This window comes from Plantibacter sp. lyk4-40-MEA-4 (genome assembly GCF_030209415.1).
Taxonomy (GTDB): domain Bacteria; phylum Actinomycetota; class Actinomycetes; order Actinomycetales; family Microbacteriaceae; genus Plantibacter; species Plantibacter flavus_A.
Window position 1 is genome coordinate 346,822 of sequence record NZ_JARVSA010000003.1, and the last position, 15,679, is coordinate 362,500.

Sequence of the window (15,679 nt, forward strand, 5' to 3'; positions counted from 1 at the left end):
CCGGGAGACGTGTGCCCGGAACGACGAGGGTTCTTCCTGGGCACTTCGACAGGCTCAGTGACCGGGAGAGGTGTGCCCGGAACGATGGGGCATGCTCGCGGGCACTTCGACAGGCTCAGTGACCGGGAGAGGTGTGCTCGAACGGTTCCGGTCCCTGAGCCTGTCGCAGGGCACTCAGGCCCGCAGGACAGCTAGTCCTTGATGAGCAGGATCGGGTCGCCGTCGAAGGAGTCGTAGGGGTTCGGATCGGTGAAGCCGCCGTCGTACATGAGGCCGGCCGGAGCCTTGCCACCGGCGGGAGCCGCCGCGACGTAGCACTGCGTGATCGGCTCGCCGCCATCGAACTCCTCGGTGAACGACTCGGATCCGCACTCGTCCCATCCGATGAGCGTGGCCTCCTGGACCTTCTCACCATCGGCGTCGACGGGTGCGAAGGAGGTCGCGTCGCTGTTGAACGCCACCGGGTCGCCCGACACCTTGGTCATCTCGAGCCGGATGAGCGTGATGTCGTAGCCGTCGAGTTCCCCGCCGTCGAACTGCGTCTTGAGGAACGCCACCTGGTCGGCGGTCGCGGGGGTGACCTCGGTCAGCTTCGCGCTGATGAGCGCGGTGACGCCGTCGGTGCCCTGCGACTCGTAGACGATCGGCTCATCGATCCCGACCTGCGCTCCAGGCTCGGTGACCTCACCATCGGCCGATCCGGTCGAGGTCGGCTTCGACGTCGCGGACGATGAAGCCTTCTCCGTCGGCTTCGCGTCGGGGGCCGACGGCGTGGAGCATCCCGCCAGCACGAGCATGGCTGCGACAGGGAGCGTGATCAGGGCGGTGACTCGGGAGAGCTGCATCGGGATTCCTTTCGGCGGCGGACTCCTGCAGTCTGTCCCGCGCGCCGAGGCCGCGCGATGGGGACGACTCCCCACCGGGACGGCCCGCCTCCGGCCGTCGGGTTCCAGCAGGATCCCCCGCGCCCTCTCAGGAATCTCTCTGCTCGCGTTCATCCGAGCGGCGGACGATGAGGCGACGCGCCAGGTTGTCGCGTCCGAGGGGAACCCATGACTGCGACGATCACCGTCCCGACCGCGCCCTCGCGCCGTCGGTGGGACGCCCTCCACACCCTCCTCGGCGGCCGCGCCGTGCCCTGGGTGGTCGGCCTGTTCGCCACCCTCGTCTCGCTCATCGGCATCGGGACGCCGTCGTACTGGGGCGACGAGGCGGCGAGCGTCCTCGCCGCCGAACGTCCACTCCCCGTCATGTTCGGGATGATCGGCCACATCGACGCCGTCCACGGCCTGTACTACGCGTTCCTGCACGTCTGGACCGGAGCCTTCGGTACCGCCGAGGCCGTGACGCGGTTCCCGAGTGCGGTCGGGGTCGGTCTGGCCGCGGCCGGCACGGTCGTGCTTGCGAGGGCGCTCTTCACCCCGGCGATCGGCATCACGGCCGGCCTCGTGTTCGCCGTGATCCCCCAGGTCACGAGGATGGGCGCCGAAACACGTTCCTACGCGCTGGGCATGGCCGCGGTCGTGTGGCTGACGGTGTGGTTCGTGTCACTCGTGCGTCGCCGGTCCACATCACGCCGCAGCTGGGCCCTCTTCGCCGTCGCGAGCGCCGCCTCGATGTACCTGTTCCTGTACCTCGCGATGCTCCTCCTCGTGCACGCCACCTGGATGGTGCTCCAACGCCCCGGGCGGCGGGTGATGCGAGCCTGGGGCTGGTCCCTCGTCGGGGCTCTGGTCCTCGGCGCTCCGATCGTGATCGCGGGCATCGCGCAGCGCGAGCAGATCGCGTTCCTGGGCAGGCGGGACTACGCGACGCCGGAATCGGTGCTCGTCGGCCAGTGGTTCCAGACGCCGGCCTTCGCCGTGCTCGCGTGGCTGCTGATCGTGCTCGCCCCCATCGGGGTGCTCGTGGTCCGCCGATCCTCCCGACAGCGTCGCGCGCTGGCGATGATCGCCGTCTGGGCCCTCGCACCGACGGCGCTGCTCATCATCGGCAACACCCTCGTGACGCCGATGTACAACCTGCGCTACGTCACCTTCTGCGTCCCGGCCGTCGCGATCATGATGGCGCTCGGACTCCGGACGCTCGTCGACGTCCTGCCGAAGCGGGTCGACCGCATGGTGGCGACCGCGGCCGGTGTCGCGCTCGTACTGGCGCTCGCGACCCCGGTCCTCGTGGAACAGCGTGGCCCGTTCGCGAAGGACGACGGCAGCGACCTCCGGCAGACCGCGGAGGTCGTCCAGGCCCACGCCTCGCCGGGCGACGCGGTCGTCTTCGACCAGTCGGTGAAGCCCTCGCGCAAGTCGCGGCTCGCGATCGACCTCTACCCGCAGGCCTTCGCCGGCCTCGACGATGTGGCGCTCGAGACGAGCTACCGCGACCGCCCCGAGCTCTGGGACCTGGCCGCGCCGCTGGCGGACATCCACGACCGGCTCATCGGCCACGACACCGTCTGGGTCGTCGAAGGGTCGAGCACCTCCCCGGACGTGGCGGATCTGGAGGCCCTCGGCTACCGCGTCGAGCAGCGCATCCCCGTCAACCGCAGCATCGTCTTCGAGCTGGTCAGGTCGTGATGCAGTGGTGATCCGGCCCCTCCCGAACCCGCGCGCGCTGCTCCGGCGCCCGATCGTCCGCGAGGTCGCCGCCTTCGGCCTCGTCGGCGGCGTCGGCTTCCTCGTCGACGTCGGGGTCTTCAACCTCCTCGCGTACACCGTGTTCCTCCACACCGGCACCTCCGGGCTGCTCGTGGCGAAGGGTGTCTCCACGACGCTCGCCATCGTGGCCAACTGGGTGGGCAACCGGCTCCTCACCTTCCGCGCCCATCGGCGCTCGGACGTCGCCCGCGAAGCGCTCGAGTTCGGCATCGTGAGCCTCGCGGGAGGCGCGATCGCACTGGGCTGCCTCTGGGTCTCCCACGACGCACTGCACCTGACGACACCGTTGGCGGACAACGTGTCGGCGAACATCGTCGGCCTGGCCCTCGGCTCCGCGTTCCGCTTCGTGCTGTATCGCTTCTGGGTGTACGGGCCACGGGCGGAGCGGACCGGGTCGATCCCGGTGCGCGTGGACCCGTGAGGTCGTCCGGTCAGCGACTCGCGTTGTGCCGGGAGACCGCGTCGCTGACCCAGGAGAACTCGTCGACGAACCGCGAGAGGAGTCGGGCGAGCTCCACGCGATCGTGTTCGCTCCACTTGCCGACGAGCGTGTTGTAGACCTGCTGGGCCGCCTGCCGGTGCCGCTCGAGAGCCGTGCGTCCCTCCTCCGTGGCGCTGACGAGCACCGCTCGACGGTCGCTCGGATCCGTCTCCCGGACGACGAGACCACCCTCCTCGAGGCGGCGGACCTCGGCCGTCGCGGTCGACTTGTCGACGTCCATCCAGCCCGCGACCGTCGACATGCGGATCGGGCCGGCGGTGATCACGTACTCGAGGAGCCACGCGTCCGTGCCGGTCAGGGCTGCGCCTTCGGCGTCGTGCAGGGAACGCCGGTTGTCGGCCCGGGTGGACCACCGGAGCACGGACGCGAGCGACGCCTGGATGACGGCGCCGGCGTCGGCTGGGTCGACCTCATCGCTCATAGCTGAATTCTTCCTGAATACCTGCGTTCGGGTGTTGGTTCGACCATACCAACTATATAGTGGGACGGCACCAACTAAACGTCACCCGTCCCCCACCTCGAGCGCTGCGGAGAATACAGCCCATGGAAATCCCCGGATACGTCTGGCTGCTGACGATCGTCGGCATCCTGGCCCTCCTCGCCTTCGACTTCATCTTCCACGTACGCAAGGCCCACGAGCCGACGCTGCCGGAAGCCGCGAAGTGGTCGGCCCTCTACGTCGGTTTCGCCCTCATCTTCGGTGTCGGCGTCCTCATCTTCGGCGGCGGGACGCTCGGGTCCGAGTACTTCGCCGGCTACATCACGGAGAAGGCCCTGTCGGTCGACAACCTCTTCGTCTTCCTCATCATCATGTCGAGCTTCCGCGTGCCGCGTGCCGACCAGCAGAAGGTGCTGCTCTTCGGCATCGTCTTCGCGCTCATCGCCCGCACCGGGTTCATCTTCCTCGGCGCCGCCGCGGTCAACGCGTGGTCCTGGCTGTTCTACATCTTCGGCGCGTTCCTCATCTTCACCGCCGTCAAGCTGCTCCGTCCGGAGGAGGAGAACGAGGACGAGGCGAACAACTTCGTCATCCGACTCGCCAAGCGCCTCTTCAAGACGACCGACCGCTACGACGGCGACAAGCTCGTCACGATCGAGAACGGCAAGAAGGTCCTCACCCCGATGCTGCTCGTCATGGTCGCCATCGGCGGCACCGACCTGCTCTTCGCGCTCGACTCGATCCCCGCGATCTTCGGCCTCACGCAGAACGCGTACATCGTCTTCACGGCGACCGCGTTCTCGCTCCTCGGCCTCCGTCAGCTCTACTTCCTCATCGACGGCCTGCTCGACCGCCTCATCTTCCTCAGCTACGGCCTGGCGGCGATCCTCGGTTTCATCGGTGTGAAGCTCGTCCTGCACGCGCTGCACGAGAACACCCTGCCGTTCATCAACGGCGGTGAGCACGTCCCGGTCTTCGAGATCGAGACGGGCCTCTCGCTCGCGGTCATCGTCGGCATCCTCCTCGTGACGGTCCTGCTGTCGCTCCTCAGCCCGGCGGGCCGTGCCCACACGATCATCAGCGACGCCCGCAGCCAGGCCAAGAAGATCGTGCTCCACGCGGACTCCCCCGAGGACATCCCGGTCGGCCACCACGTGGACGAGGTCGAGCTCGAGACGAGCTACACCCGCATGGTCGAGCGCCAGAAGTCCTTCGCCAACCTGAAGCCCAAGCACCAGGCGAAGGCGGCCGACGACGAGGAGCTCCAGCGGCTGCTCGCCCGAGCCCACGAGCTGCAGGCCAAGGGCTCCGACTCACGCGGCCTGCTCTGAACGGACCGGGAATCCGGGCGCTCGCCCGGCTGAACCGATAACGTGGACGTGCGCTCCCGGCTTCGGCCGGGGCGCACGTCCCACACCTCACCACCAGCTACACGATGAAGCATCAAGGAGACGGAACCATGGGTCTGAGTCTGGAAAAGGGCCAGTCGCTCTCACTGACGAAGCAGGACGGTGGCTCGCTCACGCGGATCCGTCTCGGCCTAGGCTGGGACGGCGTCGCACCGGTGAAGCGCGGCTTCTTCGGTCGTGCAGCCTCCGCGCCCGACATCGACCTGGACGCCTCGGCGATCTTCTTCGACGCCACCGGCAAGGTCCTCGACACCATCTGGTTCCAGCAGCTCGCGAGCAAGGACGGCTCGGCCACCCACACCGGCGACAACCTCACCGGCGCGGGCGACGGCGACGACGAGACGATCCTCGTCGACCTCTCGAAGGTGGCGCCGTCGGTCCAGCAGATCGTGTTCGTGATCAGCAGCTACAGCCGGCAGACCTTCGACACGGTGCAGAACGCCTTCAGTCGCATCATCGACGACTCGACCCCCGGCTCGCCCGAGGTCGCCCGCTACCAGCTCACCGACTCAGGCCCGCACACGGCGATGATCATGTCGAAGGTCTCGCGCGAGGGCAACGGTTGGACCTTCAAGGCGATCGGCGAGCGCGCCAACGGGCGCTCCGTCATGGATCTGCTCGGTCCGGCCGCCCAGGCCCTCTGAGCACCACCCGCAGTAGTCCCCCGCGCGTCAGCGCAGTTCCGAAGGAGAAGCGATCACCATGGCAGGACTCACCCTCGAAAAGGGCAACAACCTCTCGCTCACCAAGACCAGCCCCGGCCTGACGGTCGCGACGGTCGGCCTCGGGTGGGACCCGCGCACCACGAGCGGTGAGGCCTTCGACCTCGACGCCTCGGCGCTGCTGATCGGCGCGAACGGCAAGGTGCGCTCCTCCGCCGACTTCATCTTCTACAACCAGCCCGCCTCGGCGGACGGTTCGGTCAAGCACCTCGGTGACAACCGCACCGGCGACGGCGAGGGCGACGACGAGCAGATCTCGGTCGACCTGAACGCGGTCGGCGCCGACGTCGAGCGCGTGGTCATCGCCGTGTCGATCGACAAGGCCGACGAGCGTCGCCAGAACTTCGGCCAGGTCCGCGGCGCGTACTGCCGCATCGTCGACCAGGACGGCACCGAGATCGTCCGCTTCGACCTCAGCGAGGACGCCGCTCCCGAGACCGCCATGCTGTTCTCGGAGCTCTACCGCAACGGATCCGAGTGGAAGTTCAAGGCCGTCGGCCAGGGCTACACCACCGGTCTCGCCGGCATCGCCGGCGACTTCGGCGTCCCGCTCGGCTGAGCGCCGACGCCTCCACCACGAGCAAGCCACACACGAGAGCAAGGTCGACCGCATGAGCACGCCACTCACTCCGCCAGACGCCAACGAACAGGCCGCAGCCTCCCTCGTGCTGCACGCTCCGGACGCACCGGACGTCGTGCAGGCCGAAGAGGCGCCGGGCATGGTCCCGGTCCCGGCGGAGCGCCAGACGGAGATCCAGCAGCAGGCACGCTCGTTCGTGTCCGAGGTCGCGACGCTCGACCCGCGCTCCCCCGAGTTCACGCAGAAGATCGAGGGCATCTCCCAGATCGGCGGCAAGGAGATGGTGCAGTCGAGCGGGTACTCCTCGCGCATGCTCGACCGCTCGTCGACCTCGGTCGCCGGGGCGAAGCGTTCGGGTGACAGCGCGCAGATCAAGGTCGCGACCACGCTCGGTGACCTCCGCAGCACCGTCGAGGACCTCACTCCCAACCAGGCGGACCTCGGCGTCGGCCGCAAGATCCTCGGGTTCATCCCAGGCGGCAACAAGCTCGCCAAGTACTTCCAGAAGTACGAGTCCGCGCAGACCCAGCTCGACAAGATCATCAAGTCGCTCATGGCCGGACAGGACGAACTCCTGAAGGACAACGCCTCGCTCGCGGGCGAGAAGGTCCAACTCTGGGAGACCATGCAGGCGCTCAGCGAGTACGCCGTCTTCGCCAAGGCGCTCGACGCCGCGTGCGTCGCCAAGATCGATGAAGCCCGCTCCGCCGGGCGCATCGAAGAGGCGCAGAAGCTCGAGGCCGACGTCCTCTTCCCCGTCCGTCAGCGCCACCAGGACATCCTCACGCAGCTCGCCGTCTCGGTGCAGGGCTACCTGGCGATGGACCTCATCCGCAAGAACAACCTCGAGCTCATCAAGGGTGTCGACCGCGCGCGCACCACGACGATCGCCGCTCTTCGGACCGCCGTCGTCGTCGCGCAGGCCCTCGCGAACCAGAAGATGGTGCTCGACCAGATCGACGCGATCAACACCACGACGAACAACATGATCCTGCAGACCAGCGAGATGCTGAAGGACCAGACGACGCGCATCCACCAGCAGGCGTCCACCTCGGGTGTCAGCGTGGAGACCCTGCAGCGCGCGTTCGACAACGTCTTCCAGACCATGGACGCGATCGACACCTTCCGTGCCGAAGCCGCCAAGAACATGGAGGGCACCGTCAACGCGCTCGAGACGGGCCTCGAGAAGGCGAAGCCGTACCTCGAGCGCAGCCGTCAGGCCGAGCAGCGCGAACTGCGGTAGCCTCACGCTCGGGTGACCGGGCGCACGGGTCGCTGAGGACGAAGGGGACGAGGGATGGCATTCGGACGACTGCTGAACGCACTGCGGACCGGCGGGGCCGAGCCGCTCGGCGTCGTCGACGCCACGCCGGCGCCCGTCGGTGAGACCGAGGACGAGCAGACGGCCCGGCACCTCGACGAACTCCGCGACTCGGTGCGCTCCGTGGGGCGCGACCTCCCCACCCTGCTCACCTCGCAGCTCCGACAGATCGACGACCAGTTGCGCCTCGTCGTGGCGACGATCGCCGACCAGGGCGCGTCGACCGAGCACCGCGTGCTCCTCGCCGCGATGGTGACGGACTACCTCCCGAGCCCGCTGCGCTCCTTCCTCGCCCTGCCGGCCGCGGACCGCACCGACGACTCCCGCAGCACGATCGTCTTCGCCCGTCAGCTGGAGCTCATCGAGGAGACCATCCGCGACCTGCTCAACCAGATCCGCATCGGTGCGATCGCCGAACTCTCGACGCACGGTCGGTTCCTCTCCGACAAGTTCCAGGAGCCCGACGCCGGTCTCGTGCTGGGTGCACACTGATGGCGTCGCTGATCGCGGGCGCGAACGCCGCGCTCACCGCCGAGAACCCCGGTCTCGACGCCGTGCTCATCGGGTTCGGCTGGGACGTCATCGCGAGCCGTGGGCCGCAGAGCGAACCCGTGCCGCTGGCGATCATGTGCGGCGACGACGGCAAGGCACTGTCCGACGACCACCTCGTGTTCTTCAACCAGGTCGAGAGCCAGGACGGCGCGGTCACCTTCTCGTCCGATGCCGACGACGAGGAGATCGACGTCGAGCTGTCGCGTGTGCCGGACGCCGTGTCGAAGATCGCCTTCCTGCTCTACATCGACCCCGACGTCCGCGGTCCCGGTGACTTCTCGCCCGTGCGCTCGGCGTTCGTCCGCGTCGCCACACCCGACGGTCGGGAGCTCGTGCGCTTCGACGTGCCGATCGCCGAGGTCCGCAGCAGCCAGGCGCTGCTCCTGGCGGAGCTGTACCGGCACCGCTCGGACTGGAAGTTCCGCGCCCTCGGACAGGGGTACGCCGGCGGTCTCGCGGGCGTGGCACGCGACTTCAGAATCGACCTCTGAGCCGTGCCGCTCAACACCTCCCCGGTGCGACGGGACATCGACTACCTCCGTCGTCGGGTGAAGCCGAGGCCCGCGCCGGTCACGCAGGCGGAGCCCGTGGCGAGCGCCCCGACGGCACCTCCTCCTGCAGCGCCGGCCGCATCGGCAGCACCGTCGACCGGACTCACGCTCGGTGGGCCGTCCACGTCCGCCGCCGCACCCCCTGCCCCGGTGGCATCGGCAGCGTCTGCACCGTCGACGGGACTCTCGCTCGGCGGATCCTCGTCGACCGCTCCCGCTGCGCCGTCGGCACGCCCGGCCACCACGCCCGCCGCAGCTCCGACGACCCCACAGCCCTTCCCCGCCCCGACGGCCGAGGAGGTCCGCGTCCTCGACGACGAGACCCCGCTGGTCCGGCTCGACCCGCGTCAGTCCGCGATCGGCAGCCTCATCGTCGGCGGAGCGACGGCTATCGTGTGGGAGACCGTCGAGCTCGTCACGGGTGTCGCGACGGCCGACGGTGTCGACGGCACGCCCGTGACGACGCCCGGCAACCGGCCGCTGCTCGGCTTCGACGGCGGCGACGCGATCCTCGCCCTCCGGCACGTGCACCTCATCCGTCGAGCGCTGTTCGTCGGCACAGCCGGTCGTCCGCTGACGGTGCAGCTCTTCGACGGTGAGAGCTTCGCAGCCGCCGATGAGACCGGCGCCGCCCCGGTCGTCTCGCTGCTGCGCATCGGGTCGAGACTCGAACTCCGCCTCGAACCGCTTCCCGCCGAGATCCCCCTCCAGACGCTCCTGCAGCAGTTCGGCTTCGAGCCGACGCCGTACGTCGTCGCCCGCGAACCCCGGAGACGATGACCATGCGGCACTTCAGTTACGTCGACGACAAGCGCGCGTCGCGGCTGTTCCACAAGCTTCCGAGCCCCATCAGCATCGACTCCCCGCCGGAACACGTGGCGGCGGCACTCGGCGCCACCCTCTACAGCCCGGGCACGCGCCCCACGCTCGCGAAGGACGTCGTGAAGCAGGCGAAGCACGGGTGCCTGAGCATGGTGCTGTGCCTCGAGGACTCGGTCCCCGACGACGCGGTCGAGTTCGCCGAGACGAACGTCGCGGAGGCGATGCAGCAGCTCGCCGCCAAGAACTCGGGGTCCAAGCGCCCCATGTTGCCGCTGCTCTTCATCCGCGTCCGCACGCCCGAGCAGCTCGAGCGGGTCGCCGGGCTCCTCGGTCCGGGACTCGACCTCCTGAGCGGCTTCGTCATCCCCAAGTACGAGAACAGCGACGGGGTGGCTGACCGCTTCTTCGAAGCGCTCGGTCGCGTGCAGCGCGACTACGGGCAGGACGGGTCGAACGGTGCGCGTCGGCTCCGGGTCATGCCGATCCTCGAATCGCCGCGGATGATCCACCGCGAGACCCGCGACGACACCCTCTCCGGGATCGTCGACGTCACCAAGGCCCACCGCGAGGACGTCCTCGCCGTCCGCATCGGCGCCACCGACCTCTCGAGCGCCTTCTCGCTCCGGCGCTCCCGCGACCTCACCGTGTACGACGTGAAGCTCGTCTCCTCGGTCATCGCCGACGTCGTCAACGTCTTCGGTCGACCGGGCGACGACTTCGTCATCACCGGCACGGTCTGGGAGCACTTCCACAACGCGGAGCGGCTCATGCGCCCGCAGCTGCGCATGACGCCGTTCCAGGACGCGAACGAGGCGCAGCTGCGTCAGAAGCTGCTCCTCAAAGGACTCGACGGCCTCATCCGCGAGATCGCCCTCGACCAGGCGAACGGGCTGCTCGGCAAGACGGTCATCCACCCGAGCCACGTGCCGGTCGTCCACGCGATGTCGGTCGTGAGCCACGAGGAGTACGTCGACGCCCTCTCGGTCGTCGGCGACGTGGGCGGCGGCGCCAACGCCTCCCCGTACCGGAACAAGATGAACGAGATGAAGCCGCATCAGGCGTGGGCGCGCAAGACCCTGCTCCGCGCGGAGGCCTTCGGGGTGGCCGCGGAGGAGACGACCTTCGTCGACCTCCTCGAGACGAGCATGCGGTGACGGTATCGATGGGCGGCTACTGGGCCACGGCAGCGAACACGACCTTCGTCGACCTCCTCGAGACGAGCATGCGGTGACCGTATCGATGGCCGCATGGACGGGCGGTTTCGTGCGCGACGCCGTCGGCATCGGCCTGCGCTCGGACGCGTCCCGGAGTCTGATCCCGGTGGAGGACCTCGTCGGTCTGGCGCTCCGCGACAACCCCAAGCGCGCGCAGCTGCTCGTGTCGACGGTCCTCGCCAAACACGTGCCGACCGTGCCCGGCCTGGCACTCGCCGCCGGAGAGCTGCTCGGACTGCTGGTGCGGAGCGCGCTCGACGGCAGCGATCCGGAGACGGCACCGTTCGACACCGTGGCGCAGCTCCTGGCCCGACGGGAACGGCCGGATGCTGACGGTCTCGCGGCCCTCACCGCCGTCCGTGAGCACCTCGCCCAGCTCCGCGATGCAGCCCCAGCGGCCGGCCCGGAGCTCGTCACCGTCGGTTATGCCGAGACGGCGACCGGGCTCGGCCACATCGTCGCCGACGCGCTCGGCTCGCCCTACCTCCACTCCACGAGGCACGAGGCGGACGTGCCCTTCACGCCGTTCGAGGAAGAGCACTCGCACGCGAGCGACCATCGCCTGTATCCGAGCGACCCCGCGTGGGCCACGGCCGGCGGGACCACGGTGCTCGTCGACGACGAGTTGAGCACCGGCCGCACCGTCCGCAACACGATCACCGCGCTGCACGCCACCACGCCGCAGGCGCACTGGGTGGTCGCGGGACTCATCGACCTCCGTTCGGATGGGGACCGACAGCGCTTCGACGACCTCGCCGACCGGCTCGGCACCCGGATCACCGTCGTGGCGCTCGGCGTGGGTGCCGTCGACCTTCCGGAGGACGTCCTCGCCCGCGCGCGAGCGGTCATCGACGCCGCACCCGCCACGTCGACCGCCGGATCGACCGCAGCCGGCGACGTCGTCGTCGTGGACGCCTCCGACCTGCCGCCCGTGCGGAGCGCGCGCTTCGGTGCGCCTGGACGCCTGGACGACGCGGGGACCGCCGCGATCACCGACCGGGTCCTTCCGGAGCTGCCGGACGGCGAGGTCGTGGTGCTCGGCTCCGAGGAGTTCATCGCGGTACCGCTGGCCGTCGCCGCCCACCTCGACCGCACGCGCGGAGCGACGCGCTTCTCCACCACCACGCGGTCCCCCATCGCCGTCATCGACCGTGACGACTACGCCATCGCGAGCGCGGTGTCCTTCACCAGCCACGACCGCACGATCGACGGCTTCGGACCCCGCTTCGCCTACAACCTCTCCCGCGGTGGTTCACGGTTCGCGGCGGTGGTCCTGTTCCCGGAGCCGGGCGCCGACCGCGAGCTCCTGCTCCGGCCCGACGGCGTCGTCGAGGCATTGCGGACCGTCACCGACCACGTCATCGTCGTCCTCCTCTCCGAATCCGTCCCGACCCCAGCCGAATGGAACCCCGCACCGTGACCATCGACGCCGCCGCCCTCCCCGAGCCGCTCACCGGACCGGACTTCGGGTCCTACGACGCCTCGGAGGTGCGCTGGCTCCTGACCGACCTCGGCGACACCCGCCTCGAGGCCGACGCCTCCGAACGCGAGGCCGCGATCCAGAGCGGGCGCGCGCATTACGCCGAGTCGCTGCCCATCGAGTACCTGCCCTCCCCCGAGTACGAGGAGCTCTATCGCGACGCCCTCGCGCGGTCGAGCCGGCGCCTCGCGGTGGCCGTCGGCCTCGTCACCGACCTCGTCCTGGCCTCCCGTGCGGACCGCCCCGTGCTGGTCTCCCTCGCCCGCGCCGGAACGCCCATCGGGATCCTCATGCGTCGCTGGGCGATGGAGGTCCGTGGGATCGATGTGCCGCACTACACGATGAGCATCGTGCGCGGGGTCGGCGTCGACGGGACCGCGCTGCGCTACCTCGCGACGCACCATGACCCGGAGCAGATCGCGTTCGTCGACGGCTGGACCGGCAAGGGCGCCATCGCGCGCGAGCTGACGGCGGCGCTGGAACTCTTCGCCGAGACCGACGGCATCCGCTTCTCCGACGAGCTGGCTGTCCTCGCCGACCCCGGCCACTGCGTGCCCGTGTACGGCACCCGCGACGACTACCTCATCCCCTCGGCGTGCCTCAACTCCACCGTCTCCGGCCTCGTGTCCCGCACGGTGTACAACCGCGAGCTGCTCTCCGACGACCAGTTCCACGGTGCCAAGTTCTACCGCGAGCTCAGCAGTCACGATGTCTCCGGCGCCTTCCTCGACGCGGTCTCGGGCCGCTTCGCCGAGGTGGTCGACGACGTCGCCGCGGGTGTGGAGGAGGCCTCGACGGCCGACCGTGAACCGAGCTGGATCGGCTGGGAGGCCGTCGAACGGATCCGGGAACAGTACGACATCCCGACCGTGAACCTCGTGAAGCCGGGTGTCGGCGAGACCACCCGCGTCCTGCTCCGCCGAGTTCCGTGGAAGGTGCTCGTGTCGCCGGACGCCCTCGACGACGTCGCGCACGTGCTCCTGCTCGCCGAGCAGCGCGGTGTGCCGGTCGAGGTCGTGCCCGGGTTGCCCTACAGCTGTGTCGGGCTCATCAACCCGTTGAGTGACGCCGCGGCGGGAGACGCCCAGTGAGCGCCCTCGTCGCCTGCGACCTGGATCGCACCCTCATCTACTCGCCGAAGGCGTTCTGGCTCGAGACGCCGGACCCCGAGGCGCCGTCGATCATCGTCTCGGAGCTCTGGAACGGCGTGCCGATCTCGTTCATGACGCGCGAGTCGGAGCGCCTGCTGATCGAGCTGCGCTCGCAGGCCGTGTTCATGCCGGTCACGACGCGGACGGTGGCGCAGTATCAGCGGGTGCAGCTGCCGGGCGGCGCGCCCGCCTACGCGATCACGAGCAACGGCGGCGAGATCCTCGTCGACGGCGTCCCGGACGCCGATTGGCGCGACCGGGTGCGAGCGCACCTCACCGACCACACCGCTCCGCTCGACGAGGCGCTCGCGCGCTTCGAGGAGCTGGCTTCGCCGACCTGGATCCTCAAGACGAACGTCGCCGACGCGCTGTTCTTCTACTCGATCGTCGAGCGCGACGCGATCCCGGCGGGCTGGCTCGAGCAGGTCGAGCAGGTGTGCGAACGGCTCGGGTGGACCGTGTCCCTGCAGGGACGGAAGCTCTACTGCGTGCCGCGGACGCTCACGAAGCACGATGCGGTCAGTGAGGTCGCCCGCCGCCTCGACGGACCACTCGTCCTCGCGGCCGGTGACTCGCTCCTCGACCAGTCGATGCTGGAGACCGCCGACCTCGCGTTCCGGCCGGCGCACGGCGAGCTCGACGACGAGGGCTTCACGATCGACACGCTGACGGTCACCGAGCGGCGCGGCATCCTCGCCGGCGAGGAACTGCTGCAGCTGATGACGGCTGCGGCCGTCCGGGGCCGCTGACGCGGGGCCCGATCACCAGGGCAGGTCGAGACTCGGTACCAGGCCGCCCGCGGCCACGCCGGAGCCCGGGCACACGAGCACGCCATCGGCGTCGGCGAGCCCGCGGAGCATGGCTGCTCCCTGCCATGGCGTCGGCTCCGCATGCGGCGTCGCCGAATCGGGATCGTGCACCGAGCGGTAGGGGCGCAGCACCGTCCCTGAGCGGGCCCCGTCGACGGGCGAGGCGAGCACCGCCGGTCGCAGGGCCGGGAGCTCGAGTCCCTGGAGGCCGGCGAGCACCGGGTGCACGAGCGTGAGGACGCTGAGCAGGGCGGCGAGCGGGTTGCCGGGGAGCCCGACGAACAGGCGACCGTCCGGCAGCCGCGCGAGCAGCGCAGGGCCACCCGGGCGGACGTCGACGCCGTCCACGAGGAACTCGGCACCCGCGTCGCGGAGCAACGCTCGGACGTGATCGGCTCGGGAGTCGCCGGTACCACCCGTGGTCACGACGAGGTCCCGCTGCTGGCGGGCCGGGACGCCGACCGCACTCGTCAGCCCGAGGGCGTCGGCCGAGGTGGGCGCGTCATCGCCGACACGGACGCTGGACGTGACGACGCCTCCGAGCGAGGCGATCACTCCCGGGAGCGATGGGCCGAAACTGTCGCGGACGAACCCCGGGCCGGGAACACCGCTCGTGACGACCTCGTCACCCGTGAGGACCAGGCGGACCCGCGGTGTCGGCACGACGGGCACGCGGTCGAAGCCGGCGCCGGCGGCGACAGCGAGGTGGACGGGACCGAGACGCGTGCCGGCGTCGAGGACGGTCGACCCCGCGGGTGACTCGGTTCCGGCGGGTCGGATGTGCCGCCCCTGCCGCGGTTCCCCGCTCGGTGCGGACGGTGCGCGGTGGAGGCGCGCGGATCCCGAGCCATGCCCGATCACGCCGTGCTCCAGTTGGAGGACCGCATCGGCGCCCGACGGGATCAGCCCACCGGTCAGGACGTCGACCGCGACACCGCCGCTGAGTCCGACCGACCGCGCGCGCTCGGCGTCCTCACCGGTCAGCAGGGTCCACGGGCCGCTCCCGGCCACCGCCCAGCCGTCCATCGCCGAGGAGGCGTAGTGCGGGATCGCGATGGGCGAGACGAGCGGCGCCGCGAGCACGTGTCCGAGGGCCTCGGCGAGCGTCAGGGTGTCGACGACGTCGGACCGATGCGCCGCACCCGTCGCATGCGCGATGCTGCGAGCGTCCCACCAGGAGGACCTCGTCATGCGGTCGTGTCCGGGGCGACCAGCCGTTCGACGACCGTGGTCGCAGCCTCGGCGGCGGCGACCGGATCCGCCCCGCTCGCGAGCGCCTTCCCGACCGCGATACCGACGAGGTAGGTGGTGAGCGGGGCGGCCGGACGCCGCACGGCGTGCGCGGCCGTGCCCGCGAGTCCGAGGACGGCGTCGATGTCGACCGCGACGTCGCCGAGCTCCAGCTCGGCGGACACTCGTTCGGTCCAGTCCGCGAGGACGGCATGCAGGTCATCGGTCATGGGAGACGCTCCT

The 15,679-nt window shown here is 70.0% G+C and carries 17 protein-coding genes; 13 read left to right on the plus strand and 4 right to left on the minus strand.

Features of this window, described 5'->3' with window-relative positions; all coding sequences use genetic code 11:
• Positions 1 to 191: 191 nt before the first annotated feature.
• Positions 192 to 845: a hypothetical protein gene (locus QRN44_RS06870; protein ID WP_064295872.1), complete on the minus strand. Its 654-nt coding sequence runs from the start codon at positions 843 to 845 to the stop codon at positions 192 to 194.
• Between the two features lie 207 nt (positions 846 to 1,052).
• Between QRN44_RS06870 and QRN44_RS06875 the strand changes: the two genes are divergently transcribed.
• Both QRN44_RS06875 and QRN44_RS06880 read left to right on the plus strand, forming a co-directional pair.
• A complete protein-coding gene (locus QRN44_RS06875; protein WP_285038665.1) occupies positions 1,053 to 2,573 on the plus strand; it encodes a glycosyltransferase family 39 protein in 1,521 nt (506 codons plus the stop codon).
• Between the two features lie 7 nt (positions 2,574 to 2,580).
• Positions 2,581 to 3,075 (plus strand): GtrA family protein, encoded by a 495-nt coding sequence (locus QRN44_RS06880; protein ID WP_285038666.1) that lies wholly within the window; start codon positions 2,581 to 2,583, stop codon positions 3,073 to 3,075.
• A gap of 10 nt (positions 3,076 to 3,085) precedes the next feature.
• Here the strand turns inward: QRN44_RS06880 and QRN44_RS06885 are convergent, their stop codons facing one another.
• Entirely contained in the window at positions 3,086 to 3,577 is a 492-nt protein-coding gene (locus QRN44_RS06885) for a MarR family winged helix-turn-helix transcriptional regulator (protein WP_064295869.1), read from the minus strand.
• A gap of 122 nt (positions 3,578 to 3,699) precedes the next feature.
• Between QRN44_RS06885 and QRN44_RS06890 the strand changes: the two genes are divergently transcribed.
• The 11 genes from QRN44_RS06890 (at position 3,700) to QRN44_RS06940 (ending at position 14,146) form a co-directional block, all read left to right on the plus strand.
• On the plus strand, positions 3,700 to 4,926 hold the full coding sequence (locus QRN44_RS06890; RefSeq protein WP_064295868.1) for a TerC family protein: 1,227 nt from the start codon (positions 3,700 to 3,702) through the stop codon (positions 4,924 to 4,926).
• Between the two features lie 128 nt (positions 4,927 to 5,054).
• Complete coding sequence (locus QRN44_RS06895; RefSeq protein WP_064295867.1) at positions 5,055 to 5,648, plus strand: TerD family protein; 594 nt, start codon at positions 5,055 to 5,057, stop codon at positions 5,646 to 5,648.
• Between the two features lie 58 nt (positions 5,649 to 5,706).
• Positions 5,707 to 6,285, plus strand: coding sequence for a TerD family protein (locus QRN44_RS06900; protein ID WP_064295866.1), 579 nt, complete (start codon positions 5,707 to 5,709; stop codon positions 6,283 to 6,285).
• Between the two features lie 52 nt (positions 6,286 to 6,337).
• A complete protein-coding gene (locus QRN44_RS06905) occupies positions 6,338 to 7,549 on the plus strand; it encodes a toxic anion resistance protein (RefSeq protein WP_064295865.1) in 1,212 nt (403 codons plus the stop codon).
• Between the two features lie 54 nt (positions 7,550 to 7,603).
• Positions 7,604 to 8,119, plus strand: a complete 516-nt coding sequence (locus QRN44_RS06910) for a hypothetical protein (RefSeq protein WP_285038667.1) — start codon at positions 7,604 to 7,606, stop codon at positions 8,117 to 8,119.
• A complete protein-coding gene (locus QRN44_RS06915; RefSeq protein ID WP_285038668.1) occupies positions 8,119 to 8,670 on the plus strand; it encodes a TerD family protein in 552 nt (183 codons plus the stop codon). Before QRN44_RS06910 ends, QRN44_RS06915 begins: the two co-directional genes overlap by 1 nt.
• A gap of 3 nt (positions 8,671 to 8,673) precedes the next feature.
• The gene (locus tag QRN44_RS06920; RefSeq protein ID WP_285038669.1) at positions 8,674 to 9,510 is read left to right on the plus strand and encodes a hypothetical protein; all 837 of its coding nucleotides are present in this window, start codon (positions 8,674 to 8,676) and stop codon (positions 9,508 to 9,510) included.
• A gap of 2 nt (positions 9,511 to 9,512) precedes the next feature.
• Complete coding sequence (locus tag QRN44_RS06925; protein ID WP_121293209.1) at positions 9,513 to 10,706, plus strand: HpcH/HpaI aldolase/citrate lyase family protein; 1,194 nt, start codon at positions 9,513 to 9,515, stop codon at positions 10,704 to 10,706.
• A 73-nt stretch (positions 10,707 to 10,779) separates the two neighbouring features.
• Complete coding sequence (locus QRN44_RS06930) at positions 10,780 to 12,186, plus strand: phosphoribosyltransferase domain-containing protein (RefSeq protein WP_285038670.1); 1,407 nt, start codon at positions 10,780 to 10,782, stop codon at positions 12,184 to 12,186.
• The gene (locus tag QRN44_RS06935) at positions 12,183 to 13,337 is read left to right on the plus strand and encodes a cysteine protease StiP family protein (protein WP_285038671.1); all 1,155 of its coding nucleotides are present in this window, start codon (positions 12,183 to 12,185) and stop codon (positions 13,335 to 13,337) included. The genes QRN44_RS06930 and QRN44_RS06935 overlap by 4 nt, the downstream gene beginning before the upstream one ends.
• Positions 13,334 to 14,146, plus strand: a complete 813-nt coding sequence (locus tag QRN44_RS06940; RefSeq protein ID WP_285038672.1) for an HAD family hydrolase — start codon at positions 13,334 to 13,336, stop codon at positions 14,144 to 14,146. Before QRN44_RS06935 ends, QRN44_RS06940 begins: the two co-directional genes overlap by 4 nt.
• A 12-nt stretch (positions 14,147 to 14,158) precedes the next feature.
• Here the strand turns inward: QRN44_RS06940 and QRN44_RS06945 are convergent, their stop codons facing one another.
• On the minus strand, positions 14,159 to 15,397 hold the full coding sequence (locus QRN44_RS06945; protein ID WP_285038673.1) for a molybdopterin molybdotransferase MoeA: 1,239 nt from the start codon (positions 15,395 to 15,397) through the stop codon (positions 14,159 to 14,161).
• Positions 15,394 to 15,666: a DUF6457 domain-containing protein gene (locus QRN44_RS06950; RefSeq protein WP_121293199.1), complete on the minus strand. Its 273-nt coding sequence runs from the start codon at positions 15,664 to 15,666 to the stop codon at positions 15,394 to 15,396. Before QRN44_RS06950 ends, QRN44_RS06945 begins: the two co-directional genes overlap by 4 nt.
• Positions 15,667 to 15,679 lie beyond the last annotated feature (13 nt).

Coding starts and splice junctions, on each gene's coding strand:
- QRN44_RS06870 (WP_064295872.1), bottom strand. CDS start 845: ATGCAGCTCTCCCGAGTCACCGCCCTGATCACGCTCCCTGTCGCAGCC.
- QRN44_RS06925 (WP_121293209.1), top strand. CDS start 9,513: ATGCGGCACTTCAGTTACGTCGACGACAAGCGCGCGTCGCGGCTGTTC.
- QRN44_RS06875 (WP_285038665.1), top strand. CDS start 1,053: ATGACTGCGACGATCACCGTCCCGACCGCGCCCTCGCGCCGTCGGTGG.
- QRN44_RS06950 (WP_121293199.1), bottom strand. CDS start 15,666: ATGACCGATGACCTGCATGCCGTCCTCGCGGACTGGACCGAACGAGTG.
- QRN44_RS06945 (WP_285038673.1), bottom strand. CDS start 15,397: ATGACGAGGTCCTCCTGGTGGGACGCTCGCAGCATCGCGCATGCGACG.
- QRN44_RS06910 (WP_285038667.1), top strand. CDS start 7,604: ATGGCATTCGGACGACTGCTGAACGCACTGCGGACCGGCGGGGCCGAG.
- QRN44_RS06895 (WP_064295867.1), top strand. CDS start 5,055: ATGGGTCTGAGTCTGGAAAAGGGCCAGTCGCTCTCACTGACGAAGCAG.
- QRN44_RS06905 (WP_064295865.1), top strand. CDS start 6,338: ATGAGCACGCCACTCACTCCGCCAGACGCCAACGAACAGGCCGCAGCC.
- QRN44_RS06915 (WP_285038668.1), top strand. CDS start 8,119: ATGGCGTCGCTGATCGCGGGCGCGAACGCCGCGCTCACCGCCGAGAAC.
- QRN44_RS06885 (WP_064295869.1), bottom strand. CDS start 3,577: ATGAGCGATGAGGTCGACCCAGCCGACGCCGGCGCCGTCATCCAGGCG.
- QRN44_RS06890 (WP_064295868.1), top strand. CDS start 3,700: ATGGAAATCCCCGGATACGTCTGGCTGCTGACGATCGTCGGCATCCTG.
- QRN44_RS06900 (WP_064295866.1), top strand. CDS start 5,707: ATGGCAGGACTCACCCTCGAAAAGGGCAACAACCTCTCGCTCACCAAG.